This is a genomic window from Chryseobacterium pennae (genome assembly GCF_003385515.1).
Classification (GTDB): domain Bacteria; phylum Bacteroidota; class Bacteroidia; order Flavobacteriales; family Weeksellaceae; genus Chryseobacterium; species Chryseobacterium pennae.
The window spans coordinates 81,333-98,887 of the sequence record NZ_QNVT01000017.1 but is presented as its reverse complement, the minus strand read 5'-3'; the positions used below and the strand labels follow the sequence as shown (position 1 = coordinate 98,887).

General features: G+C 36.3%; 16 protein-coding genes and 11 tRNA genes. 25 read left to right on the top strand and 2 right to left on the bottom strand.

Going from position 1 to position 17,555, the window contains the following annotated elements; translation table 11 throughout:
- Positions 1–25: 25 nt before the first annotated feature.
- The 8 genes from DRF65_RS17165 to DRF65_RS17135 all read left to right on the top strand — a co-directional run bounded on the left by DRF65_RS17165 (position 26) and on the right by DRF65_RS17135 (position 8,405).
- Entirely contained in the window at positions 26–415 is a 390-nt protein-coding gene (locus tag DRF65_RS17165) for a VOC family protein (RefSeq protein WP_115971978.1), read from the top strand.
- A 416-nt stretch (positions 416–831) separates the two neighbouring features.
- A complete protein-coding gene (locus DRF65_RS17160; RefSeq protein ID WP_228438768.1) occupies positions 832–1,482 on the top strand; it encodes a hypothetical protein in 651 nt (216 codons plus the stop codon).
- On the top strand, positions 1,479–2,612 hold the full coding sequence (locus DRF65_RS17155; RefSeq protein WP_115971977.1) for an AAA family ATPase: 1,134 nt from the start codon (positions 1,479–1,481) through the stop codon (positions 2,610–2,612). Before DRF65_RS17160 ends, DRF65_RS17155 begins: the two co-directional genes overlap by 4 nt.
- Positions 2,585–3,328, top strand: coding sequence for a hypothetical protein (locus tag DRF65_RS17150; RefSeq protein ID WP_115971976.1), 744 nt, complete (start codon positions 2,585–2,587; stop codon positions 3,326–3,328). The genes DRF65_RS17155 and DRF65_RS17150 overlap by 28 nt, the downstream gene beginning before the upstream one ends.
- A complete protein-coding gene (locus DRF65_RS17145) occupies positions 3,319–5,688 on the top strand; it encodes a hypothetical protein (protein ID WP_115971975.1) in 2,370 nt (789 codons plus the stop codon). The genes DRF65_RS17150 and DRF65_RS17145 overlap by 10 nt, the downstream gene beginning before the upstream one ends.
- 8 nt (positions 5,689–5,696) lie before the next feature.
- Positions 5,697–6,005, top strand: coding sequence for a hypothetical protein (locus DRF65_RS29120; protein WP_262511438.1), 309 nt, complete (start codon positions 5,697–5,699; stop codon positions 6,003–6,005).
- A complete protein-coding gene (locus tag DRF65_RS17140) occupies positions 5,903–7,393 on the top strand; it encodes a nicotinamide mononucleotide transporter family protein (RefSeq protein ID WP_262511439.1) in 1,491 nt (496 codons plus the stop codon). The genes DRF65_RS29120 and DRF65_RS17140 overlap by 103 nt, the downstream gene beginning before the upstream one ends.
- Positions 7,380–8,405, top strand: coding sequence for a soluble NSF attachment family protein (locus DRF65_RS17135; RefSeq protein ID WP_228438766.1), 1,026 nt, complete (start codon positions 7,380–7,382; stop codon positions 8,403–8,405). Before DRF65_RS17140 ends, DRF65_RS17135 begins: the two co-directional genes overlap by 14 nt.
- A gap of 629 nt (positions 8,406–9,034) precedes the next feature.
- Here the strand turns inward: DRF65_RS17135 and DRF65_RS17130 are convergent.
- Positions 9,035–10,414, bottom strand: coding sequence for an SDR family NAD(P)-dependent oxidoreductase (locus DRF65_RS17130; protein ID WP_115971973.1), 1,380 nt, complete (start codon positions 10,412–10,414; stop codon positions 9,035–9,037).
- Positions 10,415–10,425: 11 nt separating this feature from the next.
- Positions 10,426–10,498 (bottom strand) — tRNA-Ser (locus tag DRF65_RS17125).
- A 68-nt stretch (positions 10,499–10,566) separates the two neighbouring features.
- Between DRF65_RS17125 and DRF65_RS17120 the strand changes: the two genes are divergently transcribed.
- The 17 genes from DRF65_RS17120 to DRF65_RS17065 all read left to right on the top strand — a co-directional run bounded on the left by DRF65_RS17120 (position 10,567) and on the right by DRF65_RS17065 (position 17,499).
- Positions 10,567–10,695 (top strand): penicillin-binding protein, encoded by a 129-nt coding sequence (locus DRF65_RS17120; protein ID WP_165852250.1) that lies wholly within the window; start codon positions 10,567–10,569, stop codon positions 10,693–10,695.
- A 577-nt stretch (positions 10,696–11,272) separates the two neighbouring features.
- Positions 11,273–11,340, top strand: a tRNA-His gene (locus DRF65_RS17115).
- Positions 11,341–11,421: 81 nt separating this feature from the next.
- Positions 11,422–11,495 (top strand) — tRNA-Arg (locus DRF65_RS17110).
- 5 nt (positions 11,496–11,500) lie between these two features.
- Positions 11,501–11,585 (top strand) — tRNA-Ser (locus tag DRF65_RS28520).
- A 7-nt stretch (positions 11,586–11,592) separates the two neighbouring features.
- A tRNA-Asp gene (locus DRF65_RS28515) sits at positions 11,593–11,663 on the top strand.
- Positions 11,664–11,729: 66 nt separating this feature from the next.
- Positions 11,730–11,801: transfer RNA gene (locus tag DRF65_RS28510), tRNA-Pro, on the top strand.
- 82 nt (positions 11,802–11,883) lie between these two features.
- Positions 11,884–11,956 (top strand) — tRNA-Leu (locus DRF65_RS17105).
- A gap of 5 nt (positions 11,957–11,961) precedes the next feature.
- Positions 11,962–12,033, top strand: a tRNA-Asn gene (locus DRF65_RS17100).
- A 252-nt stretch (positions 12,034–12,285) separates the two neighbouring features.
- A tRNA-Cys gene (locus tag DRF65_RS28505) sits at positions 12,286–12,367 on the top strand.
- Positions 12,368–12,583: 216 nt separating this feature from the next.
- Positions 12,584–12,667, top strand: a tRNA-Tyr gene (locus tag DRF65_RS28500).
- Positions 12,668–12,930: 263 nt separating this feature from the next.
- Positions 12,931–13,002: transfer RNA gene (locus DRF65_RS17095), tRNA-Glu, on the top strand.
- Positions 13,003–13,268: 266 nt separating this feature from the next.
- Positions 13,269–13,754, top strand: a complete 486-nt coding sequence (locus DRF65_RS17090) for a ribonuclease H-like YkuK family protein (RefSeq protein WP_115971972.1) — start codon at positions 13,269–13,271, stop codon at positions 13,752–13,754.
- 86 nt (positions 13,755–13,840) lie between these two features.
- Entirely contained in the window at positions 13,841–14,617 is a 777-nt protein-coding gene (locus DRF65_RS17085; RefSeq protein ID WP_115971971.1) for an ATP-grasp domain-containing protein, read from the top strand.
- A gap of 12 nt (positions 14,618–14,629) precedes the next feature.
- Positions 14,630–15,175, top strand: a complete 546-nt coding sequence (locus tag DRF65_RS17080) for a 3'-5' exonuclease (RefSeq protein ID WP_115971970.1) — start codon at positions 14,630–14,632, stop codon at positions 15,173–15,175.
- 20 nt (positions 15,176–15,195) lie between these two features.
- Positions 15,196–15,981 carry a hypothetical protein gene (locus DRF65_RS17075; protein ID WP_115971969.1) on the top strand — a complete coding sequence of 262 codons (786 nt, stop codon included), beginning with the start codon at positions 15,196–15,198 and terminating at the stop codon, positions 15,979–15,981.
- A 15-nt stretch (positions 15,982–15,996) separates the two neighbouring features.
- Entirely contained in the window at positions 15,997–16,368 is a 372-nt protein-coding gene (locus DRF65_RS17070; RefSeq protein ID WP_115971968.1) for a cyclic-phosphate processing receiver domain-containing protein, read from the top strand.
- A 117-nt stretch (positions 16,369–16,485) separates the two neighbouring features.
- Positions 16,486–17,499, top strand: a complete 1,014-nt coding sequence (locus tag DRF65_RS17065; protein WP_115971967.1) for an RNA ligase, Rnl2 family — start codon at positions 16,486–16,488, stop codon at positions 17,497–17,499.
- Positions 17,500–17,555: the final 56 nt, after the last annotated feature.

The following is a 17,555-nucleotide window of genomic DNA, read 5'->3' as shown; positions in this document are numbered from 1 at the left end:
TATTAATATTCTTAAAATTTTAAAAATGAAAATAGAACATGTTGCAGTCTGGGTAAAAGACCTTGAAAGATCCAGAGTATTTTATGAAAAATATTTTGGAGCCGTTTCCAATGGAAAATATAATAATCCTGTCAAAAATTTTCAATCCTACTTTCTAAGTTTTGATAACGGGAGCCGTCTCGAAATCATGACCAGGCCAGACCTTATAGAAAATAAAAATTCCTATGAATTTCAACAGTTTGGAATCATCCATCTTGCATTCTCTGCAGGAAGCAAAGAAAAAGTAAACGAGCTTACAGAGACTTTAAGAAAAGATGGGTATACGATCGCTAGTGAACCCAGGACAACAGGTGACGGATATTATGAAAGCGTCATCCTGGATCCGGAAAACAATATTATTGAAATAGTAGCCTAATCCGTCACTACAGGAGCGCTGGCGACGAAGCAATCTCTTTTTATAAAACCTCTATTGTTATAAACGCAAGGGTACAAAGATTTTAAATAATATACTGCTTTTAAGATACAGGAAAATCCAAAATTTTCAGCAAGTAGACTGTTTTATGCAACGAATTCACGAATAAAATCATTCGTGAATTCACGGCAATAAACTAAACACTCACAAATTTTATCGCAGATAAAATCCTGGCGCCTTAAAAACATATCAAAATGGAAAAACTCGCACCCTTGCGTTTTCCAAGATAACCCGGTTTTAAAAGTGAAATCTCTGCATTATCAAACATAAAAACGGCATTTTTTCATCATCAGCATAATTTAATATCAATCCTTTCTTTAAAAATTTTATTCTCAACGAAATAATTCTATTTTTGTTATATGATGGAAACCAAATCACCATTCTTAGACACTCTCTTTCTGCTAAGGAAGAATGAATGTATTACTCTTTTTTCGAACATCCGGAACATCTCCCCAAAAGAAGAGGCGGAGGCAGAGGTATATTTTGAAGCAGAGTTTGAAAAAGAAAGGCTTGAATTTCTGTCTGATCAACTTATCTGTAATACATCAACAGCTGTCTGGGCCGCAAAAATACTCTATCATAGTGCACAACTGTATTTGATAAGGGAAAATACGGCTGACAATCTGGAAAATTTTATTCCAACATTTAAAGGGACAAAAGACATTTCCTCTATGCTGTCAGCCGATTTATCATTAAGGTTCCTACCCGATGTGATGATGGCCCTGAATTCAGTAGATCCGGAAGATACACTCCTTAAAATGCTTGAAGATATCCTTACAGAGTTCCATTATTCAGGAGTCGGGTATGAACTTGATCTGAAAGGGATGAACTGGGAAGAAGAACTGAAAGATAAAACCTACCGGAAATTATATCTGGAGAGAATTGTTGAAAAAAAAGATTACAGACTGGCGGAAATTCCGTTCATCAATAAATTGCTTATTTCAGAATTTGGAATGTACAAAGATGCATTCTGGAGAGAATTAAAAATAATAACTGAAGAAAATCAATGACGCAGAATATTAATAAACTTAATACGGTCCTGAACTACGTAAAAGATACTTTTGTAGGTAAAAATGACGTTGTAGACCTTCTGGGAATCTGTCTTTTGGCCAGAGAAAATGCCTTTTTATATGGTCCCCCGGGAACAGCGAAGTCAGCCATTGTAAGAACATTGGCAAAGACCGTAAAGGACGGAAAGAATTTTGAATATCTATTGACCCGTTTTACAGAACCCAATGAGATATTCGGTCCTTTTGATATCAGAAAATTAAAAGAAGGAGAACTTCTTACCAATACCGAAGGAATGATGCCTGAAGCTTCCATGGTTTTCCTGGATGAGATCTTCAATGCCAATTCCGCGATTTTGAATTCACTTTTGATGGCACTTAACGAAAAAGTATTCAAAAGAGGAAAAGAAACCAAACATCTACCCGCTTTGATGTTTGTAGGAGCAAGTAATGTTCTTCCGGAAGATGAAGCTCTGAATGCGTTATTCGATCGTTTTCTGGTAAGAATCAATGTAGATTATGTCAATCCGGAACTTCTGCAACAGGTACTTTTAGCTGGAAGAAAGCTGGAAAATGAAGAAGAAACAGAAGTACCGGAAATTCATGCCAATGAGATCAGAGAATTGCAGAACCTGTGCAGAACGGTAGATTTAAAACCTATTTATGAAGTATATCTGAATACCATCATGAGTCTGCGAAACACAGGAATTGCTATTTCGGACCGTAGAGCTGTGAAACTTCAGAACCTCATTGCTGCAAGTGCATTAATTTGTGGAAGAAACGAAGCCGTTCGTTCAGACCTTTGGGTGTTAAAGCATATCTGGGATACAGAGGAGCAGATTGAAACACTGGAAGGGATCGTCAACCGAACTATTGAGAAAGACGATCATCCGGATTCTCATCCACAAGCTATGCATAACAAAACGCCCAATTCGGAAGAGGTGATGAAAGATGTGAAAATCCTTGTGGATAAATGGAATCAGGGTCAGCTAAGCTTTGAAGAGCAAAACGTGATCAAAGATAAACTGAGATACCTGCAGACCCGCTGCGACTGGATTAGAAACCCGGAACAAAAACAATATATTCAGCAGGAAATTGAAAGCTTATGGCAGAAAATTCTTCAGACCCTATAAAAGAATTTTGGGCAGAACTTCCCCATGCCGATCAGGACTATCTGGGCTCTATCAGAGACTGGAAGAATGTTCAGATCGCAACGGAGGATGAAACCATATGGCTCAAAGGTTTTACTGAAGAACAGGTTGTAGCCTCAGAGCTTCATCAGTTGCCTAACCTTTTGCTGTACGAATTCCGCGATGGCCTGCTATTTAAAAAAGAAGCATTGGTTCCCAGTAAAAAAATGAGAACAGCATTGCTTTGGATGTCTATTGATAAGGCATTACGGCTTACTTTTCCTGCATCCAATCAAAACTATTTCGGAATCAGTGAAAAAGTTCAGATCAGATTAAAGGAAAGTGATGAAGAACATTCCGTAATAGGTTTGTTGAGTGATATAGAGGATATAAAAGATAGTATTGCAGCATTGCCAAAATTCAGACTGGAGAAAATAGAATGGACTGTGATGGGAGAGAAAGCTCTTTTTTTAGGAACTCCATTATTAAGTCTTCCGGGAAAAACATATTGGGCTAAAGACGGGCATCTTTTGCCTTCCGGTTATGATTTTGAGTTTAAAAATCTGAGTACATTCTTACAGCAGAAATATAATAAAATGTCAGATGGATGGCTTTTATGGGATGAGAACGGAAATTATCTTGTAATAAAAAACACAGATTTCCGGCCATTATCTGTAAGCTCATTCCGTCTTACCGAAAAATCAAGAGAATGGAATTAAAGGCTTATTTCCAATCCTATGAAAATTACTTCTGGGAATGGAAAACCGATGAAGATATTCCCGGAGATTCCGGATATAACGACAATAACCTCCTCTCCATACCGGGAGTAGGAGCTATTGCTTATAGACCTTATATCATGGAGATACTGAAAGAGCTTTGTGATCAGGGATGGCCGCCGTTTGGTGCTTTACTTATGGTTTTATATGCAATGCAGGATGGTTATACAGATTTTGCAGGCCCTTTAAGATATACTACGGATTTTTACAGTAGTGGAAATTTTGAATTCAATGCAGAAAGAGAAATCGAATTTCTTGAAAAGATAAAAGCACTTCCGAAAGTTTATAAACAGAAGCAAAATAAGATTATCCTGTTGCAGACTTTGTTTAAAGATAGTCACAACAGAATATCTTCTTCACAGGCTAAAACGTATTTGAAGATTTATGCCAGAATGCCACAGGATCTGTCTGTAAGTGCAGAAAAACAACATGCAGGCCCATCTGTTTTAAATAAAGATCTGGTGGCAATGGATCTCAACAAAAAATTTCCAACTGTACAATCCATCATTGATGCTATGAAAGGGCTCATTGAAGAACCGGAACTGGATGATGAGGTTGTAGAGGAAGAAGCTACTGCAGATACAGATAAAGACTTTATCAGAGAACTGATAGAAGAACCCAAAACATTCCAGGTAGGAAGCCTTATCAAAAGAATCTGGAGTGGACTGAAAATTCCGATGCGTCATCTTTCCCCTGGAGAACAACCTATCGGAGGAATTTCTGATATGACCAATAAAGGAGATTTTCATAGAATGCTTCTGTCTGAGTTTGCCAATGAAGACGATGTATTCATGAGCCGTGTAGCCAATAATGAAGCTTTATACATTCAAAGAGAAATTCCACCTGAAGAAAATATTTTTGAAAGAATTATTCTCATTGATACTTCCCTGAGAAACTGGGGAACTCCAAAAGTGCTGGCATTTGCATCAGCCATTGCCATCATTAAACATCCGAAAGCCCATTCAGAATGTACAGTGATGGCTTTGGGACAGGCAGCCATTCCTATTTCCTTGAATAAAGTGGAAATGGTGATTGAAAACCTTAATCAGGTAGGTCCGGTGCTGGAAGTTTCAGAAGCATTGGAAAAGTTTTTTAATGAAGAATATTCTCAAAAAGATATTGAAGTATTTTTCATCACTCATCAGGAGAATCTTGAAGATGAAAATATTCTGAGAGTAGTTCATCAGAACAGAGACAGGCTTAAGTTTTTGGTGACCACCACGTCAGATGGAGAAATTAATTTTTACAAACACCATAAAGGGACAAGGAAACATATCCAGAAAATAAAACTTCCCCTCCATGAACTGTGGGCCAATCCGCCACAGCAGAAAATGACAGTAAATAATTCGAGCGGAAAGAAAACCAATCTTCCGTTGAATTATCCAATCCTTTTCCCAACACCTGTTAGTAAGATTGCACAGTTTTTATATGAAGGAGAGTTTTTTATACTAAGTTCAAAAAAGCAATTACTGAAAACCTATCTTTCGGATAATTATTATGACAGGAACTCTTATGATTACTATAAGACTTACCATGGTTGCGAAGTGATGTTTGAAGACATTTCTGTAAAGCCAACCGGACAGTTTGCACTGGCAAAAAATAAGCAGCACCACTTTATTATCTGTCAGTATCAGCCTGCTAAAAAATTAATATCCAAGCTTAATCTGAATACAGGAGAGTATTCCGATCAGAATATCACGGGACTAAATATCTCCGATGCTTATGAACTGATCTATTTTGATCAAAGCTTTTATCTTCATCAGGCAGCTAATCCTCAGTTATATAAGATAAATATAGAAGGAAATACTTCTGTAGAACCTTTTGATAACAAATACAGGGATATAGACAAAAATACAGCAAAAGTAGAGACTGAAGTCGCCAAACTGAACCGAAGCGGATTGAAAATTATCGGTAACTTTAATAAGATCGGGATTAACGTGCATGATAACTTTGTTTTTTCAGGATGTGAAATAAGCAGTGTATATGAGAATACCCTGAACCTTTACAAAAACAGATACGAGATCAGGGTTTTTGCAGAACAGAATAAAAATAAATATACCTTCCCTGACGGAAGTGAGGTCATCACAGATTCCCGTGGGATGCTGACATTCAGAAGCAGTAACAAAGGAATAGAGGAGTTTTACATTCCGACTACAACCTATGGATTTCTTGCGCTGGCAACTCAGACAGAATTTGGCGGATCAGAATATTATCTTCCGGAACAGAACTTATTGAAAGTGAAAACGATGGAAGAAATGTATTATCAGTATTTAAAGCCGTTTATAGACCAGGTTATAGCATAGATTAGATTATGGAGCTTAGAATAAAACCTTTTCCGAAAAATATATATCCTAAAAGAGGGCTTTTAATAAAAGGTTCCTCACTATTGATATGGCTTCAGGAAATGGAAAACCTGGGAATAAACTTAGATCAGGTAAAATGTTATGCTATTCCAGCCAATAATCCAATATATTGTATGGATGTTTTCTTGTGTTTTATGACCACCCCCCACAGGAGATTGGAAAGAATTTTTATTTTCAACGGGTGGATAACAAACTTTTTATCCCCGAAAATACTACGTTTTATCCAAAGGTTAATCCGGAGGAATGGGAAGGGGTAGACTCAGACTTCCTCATCATGCATCCTGAATTTGGATTGGTAAAACTATCAGAACAGATCAATTGGATCGAATTGATTCAGGAGCCGGAAAAGATAGAAGAAACAATCAGAAAACCTTTGAACGGGGTTAAAATTCCACAGACTATAGAAAGCTATACGGTGGAGATGGATGATGAAAAAATGCTCGAAGCATTACAGAAGCCTCAAACCGAAGAAGAATGGATGAACAGCCTGCCGTTTGACCTGAAGAAAGTAATGGCCGGAAACAAAAAAGAAATTGAAAAATATTTAAAATACATTGAACAATATCCTGAAAGAGCTATAGAACTCGGAATTCCTTTAGATATCATGGGGACTTCCAGAGGCGACGGTTTTAGTAAATTCACCTGGCTTGAAGGGCTGTTCGGTAGTTCCAATGGTAGGCAGGAAAGTGCAGGTACTAAAAATTTCCGCAGAATATTTTGGATGGTTATAGTAATTGCTATTGTGCTAAAAATAGCTTTGCCGTCAGATAAAGATAATGCAGGAGAGGATGGAAATGTGGTTTCTTCCGGAAACATTGTAACAGATGCTGTAAAAGCTCCTTCAGACATGATTGCGTTTCATTCAGGTGTATCTGAAATAGATCAGAAGATAGACTCGATGTATTTTGATCAAAGGAAAGTTCTTTCCAATGAACTATTGAATGCAGGTCTGCAGGAAAGTAAAACGAAAAAAGAAAAAGAAGAATATAAAAAGAAAGGAGGCAGAGAGGTAAATGCCATTGGCCATGATATTCAAAAGCTTAGCAGTAAGGAACAGCAAAGCCGCGATTCCCTTAAAACGATTTATACCAAAAAAATAACAAAACAGATTAAAGAAAGAAGTGAAGTACTGAAACGTAAAATTTCAGACTCTTTAAAGCAGTATACCAGAGGGAAACCTGTGAATGGAGATGTCGTCAAATACCTTTTAAAGAAAAAGCAGGTTCTGATGCAGGACTCTTTGGGTAAATTGTACGGAACCATTGATCTAGCCGATATGTCACCTCCGTCACCCATCAAAGATTCAAAAATAAAAGGGATGGAATCAGGTGGCAATTCGCTGAAAGAGAATGCTCCGGTTTCAGATATTCTGTACATGGTAATTCTTATGATTGCTGCTGTTGGATTGTATTCCTTCCTGTTTAAAAATAAATCATTGAATCTGGGTGGAGATAATGTTCCGGCATGGGTGAAATTCTTTCTGATTGTAATCCTTATTGCGATGTTAGTATATCTGTTTTATCCGTTGGTCAAGATGTTTGGTTACAACTGGTTTGTATGGATACTTGCTATTGGGGTGATGGTACTGCTTTACCGACTGTTCAGAGATGATAAAACCATTTTAAACTCTGATGATGATGAATAAACAAAAATTTATAGACAAGTTCATGGCTGCTTTTGTACTGCTGGCCATGTTTAAAGTCATCGGAATTGTAGCCCAGCTGTTCCATGAAAGCTTCTGGAGTGTAGTCGGAACTCTGGTGATCTTTTTAATTGTAGCATTCATTATTCTGATGGTCATTACCGCTTTGAAAGATAAAGAACAGAATGAACGCAACTCAGGAAAAGGAGGAGCCGGAGGAGGGAACTTCTATTTAGAGAATTCACTGTTTGACAGAATCCGAAGCAAATATGAAGAGCTGGCTCAGAAATACATCGACGAAAAAGATTATAAAAAAGCAGCAAAAGTGTATATGAACCTGTTACAGGACTATTACAGAGGAGCAAAAATGTTGGAAGAAGGTGGATTCTATAACGAAGCAGCAGCAGTATATCTTAAAAAATTAAATAGCAAATCTGATGCAGCCAATTGCTACGAAAAAGCAAAACAGTACAAGAAAGCCATTGACCTGTACAAAGAAATGGAGCAGAAAGAAAAAGTAGGAGATCTTTATAAAGAGATCAATGATCTGAAAAATGCTCATATCTATTATCAGATGGTGGCGGAGGATTATACAACCAATAACCAGATGGTAAAAGCTTCACTCATATACCGGAAGAAAATGGAAAAGCCGGAAGAAGCTCAATCCATATTGCTAAAAGGCTGGGAAGAAGATAAAGATGCCTTTAACTGCCTGAATAACTACTTTGCCAATATTTTTGACGTTAACAAACTGGAAGTGGAAATAGAAGAGATATACGGGAAAACTCCGGCTTACAAAAAGGCCACTTATCTGGAAGCCATGAAATATGAATTTAAGAAAGACCCTAAACTACAGGCTGTCACAAGAAAAATAGCATATGAGATCATTGCTGAAAAAGTAGAAAACCGCTCAGAAATAATAAATGAGCTTAAACACTTTAATCCTGGTGATGAGGTAATACTTAAAGACATTTCAAGATTCAAGACCGGAAGAAACAAAATGTTTAGAAACTAAAGAATAAAAAAAATGGACAATGCCGTAAAATACCTTGATTTATAATATGACAATAAAAATCCCTTTGAAATTGTACAGGAAACAATATCACAGGGAAAACTTCCATTATTTGCAGTAAAAGATATTCGGGAAAAATTTCCTGCATTCTCATTAATGGAGGCTAAAGAAGTAGTTGCCATAGCTACCTCAGAACATAAAAGTCTTTACGATTATCAGGGAGGACTGCTCAGTCAACTTGAAAAATTAGATGAAGAAATAGAATAATAACTTTACAGTAAATCTAAAAAGGCTTAATTGTAAAAGCTCTGAACTTTAGTTATAATTACCTCAATAACTTCCATCCTCCATCTTCCAGCTCCCCGCTTCCTCGCGATCCTGTTTTTCAGTAGTTTTTCAAGAACATCTTACCTCATTTATTTTTAAAAGAAAACTTATTAAAAATGTTGGATATTGGTAGTAGTCACCTCAATAACTTCCAGCCTCCATCTTCCTCACCATTCTGTTTTTCAGTAGTTTTTCAAGAACATCTTACCTCATTTATTTTTAAAAGAAAACTTATTAAAAATGTTGAATATGGGTAGTAGTCACCTCAATAACTTCCAGCCTCCATCTTCCAGCCCCCATCTTCCTCACCATCCCGTTTCCCGATAGTTCTTCAAAAGCTTTCCATAAAGTTCCAGATCCCCCTGATTGATCTTTACAATAGGATGAAAGATTCTCATAGCACCATCTACAGGATCTAAAGGTGGTATTTTCGTTTTTTCGAAAAGTCTTTCCCTTTTGGATTCTATAGCTCCAGTGGAAATCCAGCCCACATCCACGGCATTCATGAAAATACCATTTTTTACAAAATCAGAAGCAGAGGTTTTTGTGAGCATATTCAACGCTGCTTTGGTCATATTGGTATGTGGATGAAATTCATTTTTACTCTTATAGCTGAACTGGCCTTCGGTGGAGGTAACATTGATGATATGTTTGTGCTCTGCATCACTTTTTTTCATCAGAGGTTTCAATGCAGAGATCAGCAGATAAGGTGAAATATGATTGATGAGATTCACTTCCAGTAGCTCCTCAGTCCCGATTTCATCCATGAGGGAGTTCCAGCTGTTTTTGTCTCTGGAATCTTTAGGCTGCCCAAACCGGGTGACAGGTATTTCAGGCAGATCCTCGTGAGATAAAGTTAAAAAATCATGTTCCCTATCATGAACGGGAGTTTTATTTTCAACCAGGTTTTGAGGAATATGAGATAAAAGAAGCTTTTCCTTTACTATCAAAGGCTGATAATATTCCGAAGTATATTTGATAGTTTGAGCCGCATTGTTGATGAGAACCTCAATACTTCCAAAATTTCCGTAACAGTAATCAGAGAACTCCTGTACTGATCTCAGACTTCGTAAATCCAAACCATAAAGAAAAAGACGGTCCTTCCAGACATCATAATCATTCTCTCTCTGAAACTGTTCGGAAGCCAGTGCTGGAAATCTTGAAGTTGCAATCACTTTTGCTCCGCTTCTTAAGAACTTTAAAGCTGCAGCATATCCTATTTTTACCCTTCCTCCGGTAATAATTACAGTCTGCCCAGTGAAATCATAAGTTAAATTCCTGTTTTTATAATTCTCATCAGCACAGGAAGGACAAAGCTTGTGATAGAAAAAATGAACCTGATAATAAGACTGATGACAGCAATAGCATAATTGAGGCTTTTGCAGTAATGAAAAAGACTGAATCGGCTCTTCAGTGTGAACATACAAAGTTTCATTGTCCAGAGCTTTCTTTACAATAACTGATTGTTTAAGAATTTCCAGGTCAGAGCTCTTAGCATGTAATTCTTGATGATCTCTGTATTCCTCAGGATTTTTACTGATGTTCTTCTGAGCCTTTTTACGAATCGATGAGATCAGGGTTTTGAAACGCTGATTATCCGGATTATGCAATGGGTTTTCCTGAAGTGCTTCCAGAACCTTCAGACAGGTTTCCCATTCTTCGTTGCTGAATGGATATGAGGCCATAATAGAATTTTGTGGGGGAGGAGGGTTCGAACCTCCAAATTCAACGTTAGCAGTGTAGTGTTTTTCCAGTTAAACTATCCCCCGTATTGGTGAACAAAAGTATAGTTTTCCGTTTTGAAAAACAATTTTTCATATCTTTGCGCCAGAAAATTATGACAATACAAAGAGCACATATCAATGCAGAGCTATTCGAAAGTCCTTCTAATAAAGGATTATTAGGATATGATTGGATGATATGGAATGAGGCGAAATGTGCTGACTTTGGAAATTATTTACTGTAAACCCGTAAAAAATTAATCAAAATACAACAGAAACGTCTCGAAAAATCGAGACGTTTTTTGTTTTTTAGGTCAGAAATTATTTAGAATGAAAAAAAATAACCATAAACATGAAAAATTTTTAATTAACAATGCAACTTTAATACAATAAAATAGAGTGATAAGTAACCCAATGAGAGACAGTCATTTAGGTAATTAAGATATCTGCAAAATATTGCGGACAAAAATCGCTTATTCTTAAAATTGATCGTAAATATTTGATTTTCAATTATTTAATTTGAAAATTTATTTGCGGATTCCAAAAATTCATATTTACTTTGCAACCGAAAATTGAAAGCAACATGTTTTCAGGATTCAACAAAAAATAATTTAAAAGCAAAACAAAAATAAAATGAAACAATTGCATAACATACTCAATCAGTATTCAGAACTATTCGGACAGGAACCGGCAGGGAGAGTGTGTAGTTATGATAGTGAAATTGTGGATAAAAGGTGCTTATATACGTGGATCAGCTAATGATCTTTCACGTCAGAATATAAACGAGCGCCTCCCAAAAAGAGGCGCTTTTTTTATGGTTTCTTTAGCTTATTTGGTAAAGCGCCGGTCTGTGGAACCGGAGAACAGGGTTCGATCCCCGGAGATACCCAATTAATCTCATGGCTTAAGGCAGAATATCGGAATTGACCCGAAGGTTGTTTAGGGTTCAAGTCCTTCTGAGATAGCAAAATGGCTTCATAGCTCAACTGGATAGAGCATGGGTTTTCTAAACCCAGGGTTACAGGTTCGAATCCTGTTGAGGTCACAAAAGGAGAGTAGGCAAATATTGGTTTGTTGCGGCTTACTGCTAATAAGTTCTATGACAGTAGTGAAGGTTCGATTCCTTTGCTCTCCGCAAAAAAGGTCTATTGAGGTAATGGTAACCTGCCCGACTGTCTCTTGGGCACTGCGAGTTCGATTCTCGCATAGACCGCAAAGATTCGTAGAAAATCTCCGCTCCGGCTGTCTCCCGGAAAAGAATGGAAATGAATCTGCAAAACTGGAAAGATAACGGTGGTTGTTTACCCGCCTTGGACGCGGGAGGTCGCAAGTTCGAATCTTGCTTTCCAGACAAAATGATTAGTAATAAATAATCAGTAATAAATAGAAAGTAGTTTTTGCTATTAATCATCACTAATTACTATAAAACCGCCGCGGGAATGGTGGAACGGTAGACACACTTGATTTAGGATCAAGGCGCTGAGGGTTCGAATCCCTCTTCCCGTACAAATGATTTTGTAGCTCAATGGTAGAGCGCTGGTCTGTTAAACCAGAAGTTGAAAGTTCGAATCTTTCCAAAATCGCAGTGACTGAATGTTAATTGTTTCAGGAGAAAAATAAAAGTTTGTCGAGAGCAGAAGATCTTTACACCAAAACATAAAAATATAGACAAACTTTTTCTTTCTCAATCATAACAGTTAGAAGCTAAAAAAAATATGATTAATACAATTTTAGGTAAAAATAAAGTCTGTCAAGCGCAGAAGTTCAAACACAAAAATAGAACAGGCTTTGTTTTTTTGAATAATGGGCATTAAAAATTACTCATATTAAAATCTGATGGTTCGCCGAAGTGGAAGAGTCGGGGCGGTCTGCAAAACCGTTGCGTGAGCTGAGTGGGTTTGAATCCCATAACCATCTCAAAGTAAAATTGTAAGTGAATAGAACAAAGTATTCATCACTTATAAGAATAAAGAATATCCTTTATTAGAAAAGAAAAATGTCTGTCAAGAGCAGAAGATCTTTAAGCCAAAACACAAAATACAGACAGGCTTTTTCTTTTTATCAATAATGAGTAATAAGTAAAGAATGATAGAAAAGTAATTTTCATCATTACTCATTACGTATAAAAAATCTGGAAGTACGCCGAAGTTGGAGAGTCGGGGCAGACTGTAAATCTGTTGCTTCATTGCTGAGTAGGTTCGAATCCTACTACTTCCACCCACCCACTGATAATGTAATGGCAGCATGCAGGAACTATACTCTTGTTGTTTAGGTTCGATTCCTAGTCAGTTGGTCAAAGAGAAGAAAATATTAAATGCTCAATATAATTTTCGAAAGAAAGGCTTGTCAAGCGTAGAAGTTCTTTTTGTTAAGCAAATTTAAGACAAGCTTGTTCTTTTTTAATAATGAACAATAAGTAATTAACGATATAAAGTATTTATTATCATGACTCATCACCAATTACTCATTGCTTATAAAATGCTCTATTCGTCTAACGGTAAGGACGCCTGCCTTTCGAGCAGAAAACAAGGGTTCGATTCCCTTATAGAGTACTGGATGTGAATAACTGGTCAATATTAAATTGATTTTAATACCATGAAAGTTCAGATAAAAAAATGGCCAGTTACCATTCACACAAATAAAGAAAAGAGAAAAGGTTTGTCAAGCGCAGAAGATCAAACAAAAAATATAGACAGCCTTTTACTTTTTTAATAATGAGTAATAAGTAATGAATGATAGAAAGAGGTTCTTGTCATTACTTATCAATCAATTATCATTTATGAATTATAAAAAGTATAGAACTTAAATATGTAAAAAAATGGAAACGCAACAACAAACATGGCAGAATATGACCGGAAAAATTTTCCAACACTCTATCGCACAGCTGGTAGAAGAAGCCATTATTCGCGAACAGGCAAACGGACATCGTCTGAAAGTATGTGTGGGATCAGACTCTCACGTATATGGAGAAGCTATTAATTATGCTACGGCAGTAGTATTTATTCGTGAAGGAAAAGGAGCGTTTACCTTTATCAGAAAAGAAAGAGAAATACAGACCATCAGTATCAAAGAGAGAATGCTGAATGAAGTCAACAAATCTGTTGAAATTGCTTATGCAATCTGTTCTGTATTGGACATTTATGGAGTGGAAATGGAGGTACACGCAGACATTAATACCGATCCTGATTTTAAATCCAATGTCGCATTAAAAGACGCCATGGGATATATTCTGGGAATGGGCTATGTGTTTAAAGCAAAACCTTTTGCCTTTGCAAGCTCCAATTGTGCCGATATGATGGTATAATATGAGGCTGGAAGCTGGAAGTTTTAACGTTATAATATGAACTTCCATCTTCCATCCTAAAAATTAAATAATAAAAACTAATAACCATGTATTTTTTAATTCAGTCTAATGTGTATTTAGATCCGGATCATTACAAAATTTTTAACGCGTTGGAAGAATTGAATATTGATTATGATGTTATCAATATTCCGCCAACGGCAGATAAAATAGACTTTGAAACAGATAGAAAAGATGTTTTTGTATATGGTTCGGTGACGATTGCAAGATTGGCGAAACAGAATTCAGATTGGGTTCCCGGTTCTTTTTACGGAGGTAACCATTTATATGAGGTCTATTCTCAGCATTATGGTGAGAACCTTTTGAATCATAAAGTTTCTATTCATCCAATTTCGGAAGAATTATCGTGGAAAAAAGGTGAAGAAAAATTCATCAAACCATACAGTGAAGCGAAAATTTTTACAGGAAAAGTTTTTACAGAAACCGAATGGAAGGATTTTGTGTTTGAAGGACTGCAAAATCAAAACAACAGAATTACAACGGATTCTTTAATTCAGAGCTCTGAAGCAAAACGAACCATAAAAGAAGCAAGACTTTGGATCGTTGGTGGGCAAATCGTCGATGGCGGCTATTACAGATTTAATGATAATGCTCCTTTCGAAGAAAACGTATCACAGGACGGATTAGATTTTGCGAAAAAAATGATTCAACTGTTTACTCTCGAAGAAGCTTTTGTAATGGACATTTGTTTAACGGATGAAGGCTGGAAAATCGTTGAAATAAACTGTATCAACAGTTCCGGATTCTACCCCAATACCAACGTGAAAAGTGTGATCAAAGCATTGAATCTCTACTTTTCAAATTAAAAAAACAAAGACATGCTTTTGTATGATAAAATTACAGTAATAGACATAGAAGCTACATGCTGGGAAGACGAAAAGCCCCCTGAAAATCAGGAAAGGGAAATCATTGAAATCGGAATCTGCAAGCTGAATATGTCAGATGGAAGTATCGAAGATAAAAGAAGTTATTTCGTAAAACCTTACAAATCCGAAGTAAGTGAGTATTGTACAAAACTTACCGGAATTACAGCAGAAAAACTGGAAAAAGAAGGAATCTCTTTTCAGGAAGCCTGTTCAAGAATAAAGAACAGGTACAATTCTCTGGTCAGAACCTATTCAGCATACGGAGGATTTGATAAGGAAATTATTGAAAATCAATGTAGAGAATTGGGAACAAGATTCCCTTTTAGTGACACTTATATTGATTTGAAAATACTCATAAGTTTAATGAAAGGAGAAAAGCCCAAAGGTCTTTTAAAAGAACTCCAGTTCAGAAATCTTGAATTTGAAGGGAATAACCACAGCGGAGCAGATGATGCTTATAATACCGCCAAACTATTATATAGCGTGTTAAGAAAATAACACACCAAAAAACTAAAAACATGACTCACAATAGAATAGCCGTTATCGGTTTACACGAACAGGAATACGAATATATACGACAACATTATGATGGTCTTATGATCTGGCATCAATCCATTCCGATGATTAAAGTAGTGGACGGAACATTATATGTCGAAAAAGCTCAGGGAGTAGGAATGCTTCCTGTAGATAAAGTGGTGTATCACGGGATTTTTGAAGAAGATCTTGATCTTATCGCCGGGTTGACAATTTGGAATGGCCCATGCTTTCCAAATGCATACGGAATGCTGGAATGCCGGTTGAAAATTCCTTGTCTTGCCAAAGCGATGAAGTATTCAAAATTCAATTCCCAAAGAGGATTTATTTCGGCAGGAGCTTATGTGAATACCGATAGAGAGATGGTTGCAAAGTGGGGAAACTGGCATTGTGGAGAAAACAAGCATAAGTTTACAGGAAGTTGGGAAAGTACAGAAAACAGCATATTGGAGCCTTATTTTGAGGGAGATGCTGTAAGAATTTTAAACATAGGCGAAAAATCCTGGCAGATTAAGCTAGAAGGAGATACGTGGTTGAAATCCATACATCCGGACGATGCCCAATTCATGGAAATGGATGCGGAACTTTTACAGGATACTTTAATGTTGAAAGATAAAATAGGAATGGATGTTATCGCGAATGATTATATCATTCAGAAAAACGGAAACAAACATTTATTAGAAATTAATCATATTCCTAATATTACAAGGTTCGAAGAAGTCAGAATGCACTTTTTGAAGACCGTTGTAGATTGGATTGATGAAGACTAAGTTAAAACTAAAACCATGGAAATGACCAAAAGACTATTGTTTCTGGATGATATCCGATATCCTATTGAGGCGTATCGTTATACCAAACAGGACATTTTTCTCAGAAGAGACTGGCATATTGTTCGGAATTACGATCAGTTTGTCAGCAGGATTCAGGAAAAAGGACTGCCGGAAATGATTTCTTTTGACCATGATCTTGCAGATAAGCATTATCTGAAAACAGATACTGGTGAATTTGTGGAAAAAAATGGCTATGACTGTGCAAAATGGCTGATAGAATACTGTATGGATAATTATTTAGACTTACCTAAATTCTATTGCCACTCCATGAACCCTGTAGGAAAAGAAAATATTGAAAGACTTTTAAAAAACTTTAAAAAATTGTAATGGACATTTTCAGATCTATTCAGGATATTAAAAATCATCTCAGCCTCAGCTTTAATGCACAAAGACACATTACCCAAATGGAAAATAACCAGTCAGAAATGACAAAAAACTAAAAAAATGATTTTCAAAACATATAACTCTATAGAAAATGCTTACCAAACCCGTATGATCGATCAGATCAGATTGCAGGGCTTTGGGGATGAGGTTTTCATCGTGCAGGAAAAAGTTCATGGCGCTAATTTCTCTTTCTTTACCGACGGAAAGGAGATTAAGATCGCAAAAAGAACAGCTTTTATTGAAAAAGATGAAAAATTTTACAATGCACATCAAATTTTGGAACAGTACAGAAAAAATGTAATTAATTTGTTTCAAAAAGTGAAAACAATATACCCGGACGTTGAAACAGTAGTCATTTACGGTGAATTGTTCGGTGGCAGTTACAAACATAAAGAAGTAGAACCCGTGAAAGATGCGATAAGAGTGCAGGCAGGAATTGAATATGCACCTTACAACGATTTTTATGCATTCGACATTAAGTTGAATGGGGTAACTTATTTAGATGCAGATATTATCAACTCAATTTTTGAGGAGGCGGGATTTTTCTATGCTAAAACCTTGTTTGAAGGAACTTTAGAAGAAGCATTGAGGTTCCCGAATGTTTTCAATTCTAAAATCCCAACCTGGTTAGGATTTCCGGAAATGAACAATATGTGTGAAGGAACCATTATCAAGACCTTAAAAACCAGATATTTCGGTAACGGAGCCAGAGTCATTCTGAAAAATAAGAATGAAAAATGGATCGAAAAATCTAAAATGGTCAAAAAAGAAAATAAAATTGTTCAGAAACAGCTTCATTTCAGCGAAACAGCTCAAAATATCTGGGAAGAAATCCAACATTATGTAACAGCAAACAGACTGAATAATGTGGTGAGCAAAATTGGTGAATTTGAACCCAAAATGATAGGGAAAGCCATAGGCCTTTTTGCACAGGATATTTTAGAAGATTTTGAAAAAGATTTTCCGGCAGTTTTTACAACCATTGAAAAAGATGAGCAGAAAAAGATCAACAAAAAGTTGAATTCTTTAGTCATAGATTGTATAAAAGAAGAGTTGATGACTCTTAAAGTTTAGTTTCGGTAATTCATTACCGGAACTTTTTTATGTATAAACCCAACCACAAACGTTGA